Source organism: Kushneria aurantia DSM 21353, from assembly GCF_000382245.1.
GTDB lineage: Bacteria > Pseudomonadota > Gammaproteobacteria > Pseudomonadales > Halomonadaceae > Kushneria > Kushneria aurantia.
The window spans coordinates 82,486-95,140 of the sequence record NZ_KB907872.1 but is presented as its reverse complement, the minus strand read 5'-3'; the positions used below and the strand labels follow the sequence as shown (position 1 = coordinate 95,140).

General features: G+C 63.5%; 10 protein-coding genes. All 10 read right to left on the bottom strand.

All coding sequences use genetic code 11. From position 1 onward, the window contains the following. Positions 1 to 6: 6 nt before the first annotated feature. On the bottom strand, positions 7 to 2,262 hold the full coding sequence (gene relA, locus H146_RS0109655) for a GTP diphosphokinase (protein WP_019951676.1): 2,256 nt from the start codon (positions 2,260 to 2,262) through the stop codon (positions 7 to 9). Positions 2,263 to 2,478: 216 nt separating this feature from the next. Further along, a complete protein-coding gene (locus H146_RS0109650; protein ID WP_019951675.1) occupies positions 2,479 to 3,927 on the bottom strand; it encodes a TRAM domain-containing protein in 1,449 nt (482 codons plus the stop codon). Position 3,928: 1 nt separating this feature from the next. Continuing rightward, on the bottom strand, positions 3,929 to 4,825 hold the full coding sequence (cysM, locus tag H146_RS0109645; protein WP_019951674.1) for a cysteine synthase CysM: 897 nt from the start codon (positions 4,823 to 4,825) through the stop codon (positions 3,929 to 3,931). Between the two features lie 65 nt (positions 4,826 to 4,890). Next, positions 4,891 to 5,763, bottom strand: coding sequence for a pyridoxine 5'-phosphate synthase (pdxJ, locus tag H146_RS19010; protein WP_019951673.1), 873 nt, complete (start codon positions 5,761 to 5,763; stop codon positions 4,891 to 4,893). 39 nt (positions 5,764 to 5,802) lie between these two features. Further along, positions 5,803 to 6,516, bottom strand: a complete 714-nt coding sequence (recO, locus tag H146_RS0109635; protein WP_026351885.1) for a DNA repair protein RecO — start codon at positions 6,514 to 6,516, stop codon at positions 5,803 to 5,805. A 57-nt stretch (positions 6,517 to 6,573) separates the two neighbouring features. Then, positions 6,574 to 7,506: a GTPase Era gene (gene era / locus H146_RS0109630; RefSeq protein WP_019951671.1), complete on the bottom strand. Its 933-nt coding sequence runs from the start codon at positions 7,504 to 7,506 to the stop codon at positions 6,574 to 6,576. 30 nt (positions 7,507 to 7,536) lie between these two features. Continuing rightward, on the bottom strand, positions 7,537 to 8,220 hold the full coding sequence (gene rnc / locus H146_RS0109625) for a ribonuclease III (RefSeq protein WP_019951670.1): 684 nt from the start codon (positions 8,218 to 8,220) through the stop codon (positions 7,537 to 7,539). Between the two features lie 73 nt (positions 8,221 to 8,293). Then, complete coding sequence (lepB, locus tag H146_RS0109620; RefSeq protein ID WP_019951669.1) at positions 8,294 to 9,088, bottom strand: signal peptidase I; 795 nt, start codon at positions 9,086 to 9,088, stop codon at positions 8,294 to 8,296. 39 nt (positions 9,089 to 9,127) lie between these two features. Then, positions 9,128 to 10,948, bottom strand: coding sequence for a translation elongation factor 4 (gene lepA, locus H146_RS0109615; RefSeq protein WP_019951668.1), 1,821 nt, complete (start codon positions 10,946 to 10,948; stop codon positions 9,128 to 9,130). 174 nt (positions 10,949 to 11,122) lie between these two features. Continuing rightward, entirely contained in the window at positions 11,123 to 12,607 is a 1,485-nt protein-coding gene (locus H146_RS0109610) for a DegQ family serine endoprotease (RefSeq protein WP_019951667.1), read from the bottom strand. Between the last annotated feature and the right edge of the window lie 48 nt (positions 12,608 to 12,655).

Sequence of the window (12,655 nt, the reverse complement as noted above, 5' to 3'; positions counted from 1 at the left end):
CCGCCGTCAGGTGCCACCGCCGCCCTGGCGCAGGCGGCGAATATCGGTCACGTTGGTCAGTTGGCTGATACGGTTGATCAGTCGCGACAGCACGTCCAGCCCCGAAACTTCAAGGGTAATTTTCAGCGTCGCGAGATGATCGTCGCGATCGGTAGCCGTGTTGACACCCAGCACATTGACCTTCTCGTTGGAGAGAATACCGGTCACGTCGCGCAGCAGGTTGGAGCGGTCCCAAGCGCGAATCTCGATGTCCACCGGATACTGGATCGGCTGCTGGCGCCCCCAGTCCACCTGTACGATGCGCGCCGGTTCCTCGCTTTTGAGCTGCAAAATGTTGGGGCACTCCTGGCGGTGCACGGTCACTCCGCGCCCCTGGGTGATGAAACCGACAATCTCGTCACCCGGCACCGGATGGCAGCAGTTGGCCATCTGCGTCTTGAGATTGCCCACCCCCAGCACGGTGATGCTGTCGCTGGACTCCCTGGCCCCGTGGCGCCGCGGCCGGGTCAGCAGCCGGTCAAGCTCCTCGTCGTCGTCGCTGTCGCCGAACAGCTGCTGTGCCTGGTTGAGCACCTGGCCGATGCGCAGATCACCGGCGCCGATGGCGGCGTACATATCCTCGATGCCGGTGTAGTTGACCGCTCGCGCCAGCCGCTCACGGTCGAGTTTTTCCAGATCGAGGCGGCGGAACTCACGCTCCAGCAGCGCCCGCCCCTCGTCGATATTCTGCTCGCGCGCCTGCAGCTTGAACCACGACTGAATCCTGGCCTTTGCCCGTGAGGTGCGCACATAGCCCAGCGCGGGGCTCAGCCAATCGCGGCTGGGGCCACCGCTGGTGGCGGTCAGAATCTCCACCTGCTGGCCGGTACGCAGGCGATAGGTGAGCGGTACGATGCGACCGTCGACCTTGGCGCCGCGACAGCGATGGCCCACCTCGGTATGTACCCGGTAGGCGAAATCGATCGGCGTGGCGACACGCGGCAGATCGATGACGTGGCCGTCGGGAGTGAACACATAGATGCGATCCGGGGCGATATCGGAGCTGAAGCCCTCGCTGAGATCGGTAATTTCGCCGACCTCCTCCTGCCACTCCAGCACCTGGCGCAGCCAGGCGATCTTCTCTTCGTAGCCGCGGCTGCGATTGTCGACGTCGTGACCCTTGTAGCGCCAGTGGGCACAGACTCCCAGCTCTGCTTCTTCGTGCATCGCAAAGGTGCGAATCTGAATCTCCAGCACCTTGTTCTCGGGGCCAAAGACGGCAGTATGCAGCGACTGATAGCCGTTTTTCTTGGGGTTGGCGATATAGTCGTCGAACTCGTTGGGCACGTGGTGCCACAGCGAATGGACGATGCCCAGCACCGTATAGCAGTCGGTCACCTCGGGCACCAGCACCCGCACCGCACGCACGTCGTGGACCTGCGAAAAGTCGATGCGCTTGCGCTTCATCTTGCGCCAGATCGAATAGATATGCTTGGCGCGCCCGGAGATGTCATGGCGGGTGATGTTGTGCGCTTCCAGCAGATGTCTGAGACGCTGTACCACATCGCTGATGTAGCGATCGCGGTCGAGGCGCTTCTCCGCCAGCTGCAGGGCGATGGCCTTGTATTCGCTCTCGTGCAGATAGCGAAAGGAGAGATCCTCCAGCTCCCACTTGAGCTGGCCGACGCCGAGACGATGCGCCAGCGGCGCATAGATGTCGAATACCTCACGGGCCACCCGCTCGGCGCGCTCACGGGAGCCGTCACGCACGTGACGCAGCATGCAGGTACGCTCGGCGATCTTGATCAGCGCCACCCGCACGTCATCGATCATGGTCACCAGCATCTTGCGCAGGTTCTCCTGCTGATTGTGCTGGCTCATGCCGCTGTCCGGCGCCTGCAGCTGAGAGATCGCCGCCATGCGCAGCACGCCGTCGACCAGACCGGCCACCTCGTGGCCGAATTCACGCTCCACCGCGGCCACGGTGACCAGCTTTTCGCGCACGCTGCGATACAGCACGGCGGCGGTAATCGCCTGCTGGTCGAGCTTGAGTTCGCCGAGAATGTCGGCCATTTCAAGGCCGATGCGAAAGGCGGAGTAGATATCACGCCAGGCCGGCTGCGCACTTGCGGCTTTATCATTGACGCCGGCGGCATAGCGACAGGCGTGCTCCAGCGCCGCCGGATCGCGCAGACTGATCTCGTGTTGCAGGCGCGCGACCCAACTGGAAATATCGACGCGCCCTGTGCTGTCGAGCGGCTGATCTTCGCGAACCTTGACCATATCGCAGCTGTCCCGTTGTTATTGCAGACCCTTATGGCGGCGTCCCACCCGGAAGGTATTGCTGAATCACGTCTCTCCGGGAGAAAGTTTCCACAAGGGCGCTATGAACCCCTTCATGGGCGCTACTTTCGACATCCATGTCGAAAGACCCTTGCGGCAACTTTTTCCCGGCGCCAGGCGCATGGCACTGTTTTAAAATGCGCTCTTTGGGCGGTATCAGACCCGATAGCGATCAAGCACCAGCAGCGCTTCGAGATGCGCGGTCTGGGGAAACATGTCCGCCACCAGTGCCTCGCTGATGCGGTAGCCACCCCGCACCAGAAGATCGATGTCACGTGCCAGGGTCGCCGGCTCGCAGGAGACGTAGAGAATGCGCGCCGGGCCGCGCTCGGCCAGCGCTTCGCACAGCGCCATGGCACCACCGCGCGGCGGATCGAGCAGTGCCACGGCGCAGTGCGACGGCCACTGCGGTGCACTGGCAAGATCGACACAGTGCGCCGTGAGTCGCTCCCCCTGACCGGCCCGGCGCGCATTGTGCTGCAGCCTGCGCACCATCGTCTCGCGCCCTTCATAGGCGATCACTTCGGCGCCCGCGGCGGCCAGCGGCAGTGAGAAGTTGCCCACGCCGGCAAACAGATCGACGATCGTCGTCCCCTCGGCGGGTGTCGCATGGGCCAGCACCTGTGCCACCAGCTGTCGATTGACCGCCGCGTTGGCCTGCAGAAAATCGCCGCTCTCCACCTCGACCGGCGGCCCATCGTCCAGCGGCCGGTAGGTCAGGCAGCGCTGTGGCTCGCCGTCGAGTCGCTCGAGACGCCGCGGCGCGCGCTCGCTATTGTGCTCGGCGTCGGCATCGCGCCGCTCTTCGTCTTTAGGCGCATCCCGGCTTTCGCTGCCGTCGGCCCCGAAGTCGAAGGTCAACAACACGCCCCGCTCGGCGGCAAAGGCCTGCCAAAGGGCGATATCGCCGGACACCCGGCGCAGCTGACGCAGCTGACGCAGCGTCAGCATGATCGCGTCATCCCCGGCCATCAGCTCGATATGGCCCAGCCGACGCGGCGCCTCGAGGCTATCGACCACCTCGCGCAGGGGCGACAGCAGCGCTTCCAGGCGCGGTTCCAGAATCGGACACCGGGTAACGTCGAAAAGTCGATCCTGACCGCGTAGGCGGTAGCCGAGATGGCGCTGGCCATCGCGGCCGACACGTACCCCGAGCCGCGCCCGGCGGCGATAGCCCAGCGCCTCGCCGCAGAGCAGCGCAATCTCCGGCAGTTCGATAGCGTGGCGCTGGAAATGCTCGCGCAGTACCCGGCGACGGTGTTCCTGCTGGCCGGCGCTGCTCAGATGCTGCAGATCACAGCCGCCGCAGCGACCAAAGTGCGAGCAGGGGGGCTCGACGCGCTCGGGCGAGGCCGTCAGCACACGCCTGACGTGGGCCTCGTCAAAGCGCCCGCGCTGGGTATGTACCGCCACTTCGACACGCTCGCCGGGCAGCGCGCGATCGACGAACAGCGTCTTGCCGTCGGCATCGCGAGCCACGCCGCGGCCGTCGTGCGCCAGCCGCTCGATGATGACCGAAGCGCCGTCGTTGCCGTCACCGGTGGCGGACTCGCGTCGCTTGCGCTGTGCCCGGCGCGGCGTGCGCTGCTGCCCCAGCATGGCCATATCAGCTCTGCTCCGGCGCGTAGAGTCCGGTGGAGAGATAGCGGTCACCGCGATCGCAGACGATAAAGACGATCACGGCGTTGTCCAGCGTCTCGGCGAGACGCAGCGCGCCGGCCAGCGCACCGCCGGAGGAGACACCGGCGAAGATGCCCTCCTCGCGCGCCAGCCGGCGCATATGTTCTTCCGCCTCCTGCTGGCCAATATCGACGACGCGATCGACCCGGCTCTGCTCGAAGATACTCGGCCGATAGGCTTCCGGCCAGCGGCGAATGCCGGGAATGCTGGCGCCATCCTCGGGCTGCAGGCCGATGATCTGCACTGCGGGGTTCTGCGCCTTGAGATAGCGCGAGGTGCCCATGATGGTGCCGGTGGTCCCCATCGAACTGATGAAGTGGGTAATCTCGCCGCCGGTCTGGCGCCACAGCTCGGGACCGGTGGTCTCGTAGTGCGCCAGCGGGTTGTCATGGTTGGCGAACTGATTGAGTGGCCGGCCCTCGCCGCGCGCGATCATCTGCTCGGCGAGATCGCGGGCGCCCTCCATGCCCTCTTCCCGGCTTACCTCGATCAGTTCAGCGCCGTAGGCGGCCATTGCCTGCTTGCGCTCGCTACTGGCATTGGCCGGCATGATCAACTTCATGCGATAGCCGCGAATGGCGGCGGCCATGGCCAGCGCAATGCCGGTATTACCGGAAGTCGCCTCGATCAGAGTATCACCCGGGCTGATCTCGCCGCGCGCCTCGGCGTGGGTCAACATCGACAGCGCCGGACGGTCCTTGACCGAACCCGCCGGATTGTTGCCCTCCAGCTTGGCCAGCAGCGTATTGCTGCCGGCGCTGATGCGCTTGAGCTGCACCAGCGGCGTGTTGCCGACGGTGGATTCAATGGTGGGGTACTGCATGGCTGGGCTCCCTGGGGCGACAGGCGACCGCCGAGGCCGCGCCGCCGCACAATAAGATACTCGTATTATAAAGGCTGGCCGTGGGTGTCGTCAGTTGTGACATCCGCGGTACCGCGACTGTCACCACCGGCCAGGCGTGCGGCGCGCTGGAGTCTGGCGCTGTCGCGGGCGCCGACCATCAGCCGCTTCATCTCCGCAACCGCCTCGGCAAGCCCGCTGAAGGCGGCGCGCGCGACAATGGCATGGCCGATGTTGAGTTCGTTGCACCAGGCCAATGCCGCGACCGCCTCGACGTTGTGGTAATGCAGGCCATGACCGGCATTCACCACCAGGCCCATTTCAAAGGCCATCTCCCCCGCCGCGGCGATACGCTCGAACGCCACCGGCGCGTGCTCACGCGATGCTTCGACCCAGGCCCCGGTGTGCAGCTCGACCACGGGGGCGCCGACCTCGAGAGCGGCGCGAATCTGATCGGGATCGGGATCGATGAACAGCGATACCTCACAGCCCGCCGCCTTCAGCCGCCGACACGCCGCCGCGATGCGGTCGCGATTGGCGACCACGTCGAGACCGCCTTCGGTGGTCAGCTCGGCGCGCTTTTCCGGTACCAGGCAGACATTGGCGGGCCTGATCCGCTCGGCCAGCGCGATCATCTCCTCGACCACCGCCATTTCGAGATTGAGACGGGTATTGAGCATGTCGGCCGCCCGCTCGATATCGCGATCCTGAATGTGGCGGCGATCTTCACGCAGGTGCATGGTAATACCGTCGGCGCCGGCCTGTTCGGCCAGCAGCGCAGCCTGAACAGGATCGGGAAAGCGGGTGCCGCGCGCCTGACGCAGGGTGGCAATGTGATCGACGTTGACGCCCAGCAGAGGGCGCGACGGCCAGCCGCCGGTGCGCGCCTTTGACGGGGAGGCCCCGATAAGTTCGGCCATGATGAGGCTCCTTGCGATGTCAAAGTGAGAGAGGGGCTGTCAGGCGCCGCTATCGCCACGCCGACGGCGCACCAATTGGCGCATCAGCTGCCGTGAATGCAGCTCGCGCTCGCCCAACAACGGCGCCAGCGCCTGGCGCACCAGTGCCCGCGCGCTACCCGCCACACCGGCGGACTCCCAGTCGCCTCGCGCCAGCCACTGAAGCGTCCGCGCATCGAAGGCGGGTCGGCCCTCCTCGGCCGGACGAAAACGGCGCAGTGCCGGGTCATAAAGGTAGTGCTGCTCGTCGTCCAGCGCGCGATCAAGCGGATCGAGAAACACCGGCTCGGCGTCCAGCACTTCCAGCAGGGTGATCTCGAAGCGGCGCAGCGCGGCGGCGCGACGATCGGGAAAGGGCAGCGCCTCGAGCAGCGCCGCATAGAAGGCGAACAGGGTTTCCACCGGCAGCGAGAGCGGCAGCAGGCGAGTCATCAGCTCGTTGGCATAGAGACCGCAGATCAGCCCCTCGCCGGCCAGCAGCGCCCCGGGGCCACGCGACTCGATATCGCGCAGCGTCTTGAGATCGCCATCGCCGCGCCAGCTGACGTGCAGCGGCGCGAAGGACTGCAAGCGATGACGGGTACGGCTGCCGGGACGCATGACACCGCGCGCTACGCCGCGGATACGGCCGTCATACAGGGTCAACAGATCGACCAGCGCACTGGTTTCGCGCCACGCCCGGCGGTGCAGCAGCCAGGCCGGCTGCAGCGACATGCTCATGCGACACGGTCACTCAATGTCATGACTGTCACCCAACGTCATGGCCACGACTCATTCGAGATCGTAGCCGAGACTTTTCAGTGCCCGGGCGTCGTCCGACCAGCCGCGCTTCACCTTGACCCACAGCTTGAGCATCACCTTGCAGTCGAACTGACGCTCCATATCGAGGCGCGCGTCCTGGCCGATTTTCTTGATCCGCTCGCCCTTCTCGCCGATCAGAATTTTCTTCTGGCCATCGCGCTCGACCAGCATCAGCGCATCGATGTGGATGATGTGACCTTCGTCGCGGAAGGATTCGATCTCCACCGTCATCTGATAGGGCAGCTCGTCACCGAGCTGGCGGGTGACCTTTTCACGCACCAGTTCGGCGGCCAGAAAACGCTGACTGCGATCGGTGATCTGATCCTCGGGAAAGAAGTGAATACCTTCCGGCAGGTGGCGCGTTACTTCTTCTTCCAGTGCCGCCACATTGGTGCCGTGGCGCGCCGAAAGCGGCACGATGGCGGCAAAGCTGCGGCGCTTTTCCAGTTCGGCCAGCCACGGCAGCAGCGTCGAGCGATCCTCGATGCGATCGACCTTGTTGACCGCCAGAATCACCGGCGCGCTGACGTTTTCCAGCTTTGCCAGTACGGCGTCGTCCTCGCTGGTCCAGCGGCTGCGGTCAATGATAAAGACCACACAGTCGACATCGCGCAGCGCCTGGCTGGCCGCCTGGTTCATGAAGGCGTTGATGGCGCGATTGCGGTCACGCTGCATATGGTGAATGCCGGGCGTATCGACGTAGATGGCCTGGCTATCGCCTTCGGTCTTGACCCCCATCACCTGATGGCGAGTCGTCTGCGGCCGACGCGAGGTGATCGAGATCTTCTGCCCCAGAATGCGGTTCAAAAGGGTCGACTTGCCGACGTTGGGGCGGCCGACGATCGCCACGAAACCGCAGCGCACCCTGCCCTCGGCGGTACTGTCGGAGCCGGTATCGCTCATGATGCGCTTTCCTCTATTGGATGATGGCCATCAGCGGCCGCCGGGCTCGATCAGCGCCAGCGCGCGCTCGGCGGCCTGCTGCTCGGCGTAGCGGCGGCTGGTACCGACACCAAGGGTGGGCTCGTCGAGCAGCTCGACATGGCAGCTGACGGTGAACTGCTGGGCATGCGCCTCACCCTCGATATCGAGCACGTCATAGCGCGGCAACGCTATCTGGCGCGACTGCAAAAACTCCTGCAGGCGCGTCTTGGGGTCTTTCTGGGTGTCCTCGAGGTTGAGCGCCGTCAGCCGTTGGCTGTACCAGTGGCGCACACAGCGGCGAACGGTCTCCATGTCGCTGTCGAGATAGATCGCGCCGATGATCGCCTCCATGGCGTCGGCAAGAATCGAGTCGCGGCGATGACCGCCGCTTTTCATCTCACCCGAGCCCAGACGCAGATACTGGCCCAGTTCGAATTCGCGCCCCAGCTCGGCCAGCGTCTCACCCTTGACCAGTCGCGCCCGCAGCCTCGAAAGCTGGCCTTCCCGCGCCTGGGGAAAGCGCTCGTAGAGTGCCTCGCCAACCACGAAGTTGACGATCGAGTCGCCCAGGAACTCGAGTCGCTCGTTGTTGGCACCGCCATAGCTGCGGTGCGTCAGGGCCAGTTCGAGGCGCGCCCGATCATGAAATCGATGGCCGATGCGGCCGCTCAGGTTATCAGGGGAACTGCTCACGACATTTTCGCTTTTATTGGATTGGTGTTGAATCGATCATGATGGCAACGACAAAGGCTCTGCGGCAACGGCTTCAATGCAGCAGACGCGCCTGGGTGAAGTCCGGCAGTCCGCCATCCCAGTGCATCCAGACGGCAAAGGCACGGCCGACGATATCGTGCTCGGGCACGAAGCCCCAGTAACGGCTGTCGTTGGAGTCATCGCGGTTGTCGCCCATCATGAAATAATGGCCCGGTGGCACGGTGACCTGATCCATCTGCGGGCCGGGATAGCCGGGATTGTTGAAAATCATGTGCTCGACACCGTCGAGATTTTCACGATACAGATCACGCGCCTGCTGTTCGCCAACGCCGGACTCGATGAGCACCTTCTGCACCGGTTCGCCGTTGATATAAAGCTGCTTGTTCTGATAGCGCACGCTGTCGCCGGGCAGCCCGATCACTCGCTTGATGAAGTTGACCGATTCATCGCCGGGAAAACGAAACACCATGATGTCGCCGCGCTCGGGTTCGCCGGTGTCGACGATTTTGGTATCGAGCACCGGCAGTCTGAGTCCGTAGGCAAATTTGCTGACCACGATGAAATCGCCCACATCCAGCGTCGGCTCCATGGAGCTTGACGGTATCTGAAACGGCTCGACCACGAAGGAGCGCAGCAGCAGTACGATCAGCAGCACCGGGAAGAAGGAACGCGAATAGTCAACGTACCAGGGCTCTTTCACGCCACTGCTGTCGCCGTGGGTCGTCTCGCCAGGCGGCCGACTGCCCGCCTCGGGTGCGCCGCGCCGGCGTCGCAGCACGGCAATATCGAGTAGCCAGATAACACCCGTGACCAACACGGCCACTACCAGCAGAAGCGAAAAATCCATGGTTTGCCTTGTATTCGTCTCGACCGCGCGAGGCCGCGTTCAGTCGCTGTTGACCTTGAGTACGGCGAGGAAGGCATCCTGCGGAATCTCCACCTTGCCGACCTGTTTCATGCGTTTCTTGCCCTGCTTCTGCTTGTCGAGAAGCTTGCGCTTGCGCGACACGTCACCGCCGTAGCACTTGGCGGTAACGTTCTTGCGCAGCGCCTTGACTGTCGAGCGTGCCACCACGTGACCACCCAACGCCGCCTGCACGGCGACATCGAACATTTGCCGCGGAATCATCTCCTGCATCCGCTCCACCAGTGCGCGGCCGCGCTGATGTGCCTGCTCGCGATGCACGATCGTCGCCAGCGCATCGACCCTGTCGCCGTTGATCAGCACATCGAGACGCGCCAGTCGCGCCGCTTCGAAACGCTCGAAGCCATAGTCGAGCGAGGCATACCCCTTTGAGATCGACTTGAGGCGGTCGAAGAAGTCCATCACCACCTCACTCATCGGCAGCTCGTAGATGAGCTGCATCTGGCTGCCCAGCACCTGCATGTCGAGCTGTACGCCACGACGCACCACGCATTCGCTGATCACGTTGCCGACATACTCCTGCGGCACCAGAATACTGGCGCGCACGATCGGCTCGCGAATCTCGTTGACCCGCCCCATATCAGGCAGCTTGGAGGGGTTGGAGACGTAGCTGATCTCGCCGTCGTCCATCTCCAGTTCATAGATGACGGTGGGCGCGGTGGTCAGCAGATCCAGACCGTATTCGCGCTCCAGTCGCTCCTGGATGATCTCCATGTGAAGCGTACCGAGAAAGCCGACCCGAAAGCCAAAGCCCAGCGCATCGGAGTTCTCGGGAATATAGTCCAGCGAGGCGTCGTTGAGCGCCAGCTTTTCAAGGGCGTCGCGGAAGTCCTCATAGTCATCCGAACTGATCGGGAACATGCCGGCGTAGACCTGCGGCTTGACCTTCTGAAAGCCGGGTAGCCGCTCGACTTCGGGCGTTTTGGCATGGGTGATGGTATCACCCACCGGCGCACCGTGAATGTCCTTGATGCCGGCGATCACGAACCCCACCTCGCCGGCACGCAGCACGCCGGTACTCTTCTGGCGCGGCGTAAAGATACCGATGTCGCTGATCTCCCACTCGCGACCGGTGGACTTCATCAGGATTTTATCGCCCTTTTTGAGCGTGCCGTCAAAAAGGCGCACCAGCGATACCACCCCCTGGTAGTTATCGAACCAGGAGTCGATGATCAGCGCCTGCACCGGCTTCTCCACGTCCCCTTTGGGGGGAGGGATGAAGGTGACCAGCTGCTCCAGAAGCCCTTCCATGCCCAACCCGGTCTTGGCCGATACGCGCGGCGCCATGTCAGCCTCGAGGCCGATAATCTCCTCGATTTCGTGGATTACCTTGTCCGGGTCGGCCTGCGGCAGGTCCATCTTGTTGAGCACCGGCAGCACTTCCAGCCCCTGCTCGACGGCGGTATAGCAGTTGGCCACCGACTGTGCCTCGACGCCCTGTCCGGCATCGACTACCAGTAGTGCGCCCTCGCAGGCGTAAAGCGAGCGCGACACCTCGTAGGAGAAGTCGACGTGGCCGGGCGTATCGATGAAGTTGAGCTGATAGAGGGTGTCATCCGGCGCACGGTAATCAAGCGTTACCGACTGCGCCTTGATAGTGATACCTCGCTCACGCTCGAGATCCATGGAGTCGAGCACCTGCTCCTTGAGCTCGCGCTCGCTCAGTCCACCACAGATCTGAATGATGCGATCGGCCAGTGTCGACTTGCCGTGATCAATGTGAGCGATGATCGAGAAATTCCGTATATGCTTGATCTCGCCTCTATTTTCAGTTTCCGGCATTCAGGAAATTCCGCTCCATGGACGCAGACCATACGGGCTTTTGCCGCTGGCCGTGGGGCATGCGTTAAAAAAAGATGGCGGCATTGTAGCGTTTTGGCCGTAGTAGGGATAGGCAGGCATCCGTCCACAAAAATGGGGCCCCACAGGGCCCCATCCATGCTATCGACGCAGGGCTCACTTGCCGGCGTCGCCCAGCCGCAGGGCGACGAACAGGGTGGTCCCATCGCGGTTGACGCGCATCGGTACCGGGTGGTCGCTCTCCAGCCCCTCGACCACCTTGTGCAGGGTCGCGGCGGAATCGATGCTCTGCCCGGCCAGTGTCACGATCACGTCGCCGGGCTGCAGACCGGCACGCTCGGCGGCACTGTCGGGCGCGACCTGGCGTACCAGTACGCCACTGTCGATCTCCAGCTGCTGACGCTGATCGGCAGTCAGTTCGGAAACTGCCACGCCAAGGCGACCGCTTTCGTTGCCGACCGAGCTACCGGCATCGCCGGGCTGTTCGCTTTCGGGCCACTGCCCTACTTCAAGACTGATGGTACGCTCGCTGCCATCGCGCTGAACCCGCAGATCGATGCTGTCACCCGGTGAAAGACGACCGATCACGCGCGGCAGCATCTCGGAAGAGTCGATATCGGTATCACCGGCACGCAGGATAATATCACCGGCCTGCAGGCCGGCCTGTGCCGCCGGGCTGTCGGGCGCCACCTCGGCGATAAGGGCACCGCGGGCGCGATCGAGACCGAAGGAGTCGGCCAGATCGTCGGAGACCGGCTGAATCACTACGCCCAGCCAGCCACGCTGTACCTGACCGTTATCGCGCAGCTGATCGGCGATATCCATCGCCACGTTGATCGGAATAGCGAAAGAGACGCCCATGAAACCGCCACTGCGGGTAAAGATCTGCGAGTTGATGCCCACCACCTGGCCATCCAGATTGAACAGCGGGCCGCCCGAATTACCCGGGTTGATCGCTACATCGGTCTGAATGAAGGGCACATAGGTGTCGGTCGGCAGGGTGCGGTTGATGGCGCTGACGATACCGGCGGTCACCGAGTGATCGAAGCCAAACGGCGAGCCGATGGCGGCAACCCATTCGCCCACCTCGAGATTATCGGAGTTACCGATATCAAGCGTGGGCAGATCGTTGGCGTCGACCTTGATCAGCGCCACATCGGTCTTGCGGTCGGTACCGACTACTTCGGCATCGAGCTCGCGCCGGTCGTTGAGACGCACGGTAACGTTATCGGCGCCGTCCACGACATGGGCGTTGGTGAGGATGTAGCCATCGGGGCTGATAATGAACCCCGAACCCAGCGAACTCAGAGTGCGACCGCCGGGACGCTGCGGACCGCGCGGGCCGAATCCGGGGGGCATCTGATCGCCGAAGAAATGACGAAAGATCTCCGGTATCTGCTGCTGGTTCATGCCGGGGCCGGCACTCTCCTCGCGCGTGGTGGAAATATTGACCACCGCCGGAGCAGCGCTTTTCACCAGCGCCGTAAAGTCGGGCAGATTGCCACGCTGCTCATCCGCGCGGACGGGTAGCGCGAAACTGCTCAGCAGTACGGCAAGGGCAATAAGCAGGGCAAAAAATCGGAATTGGTCGGGCGACAGCGGACCTGCGAACCGTCGCGACGCCAGAGCGGGATATGCCATATGGAGCTCCGAACACGCTGGATTGAAAACGGGACTTCTTCAGGATGT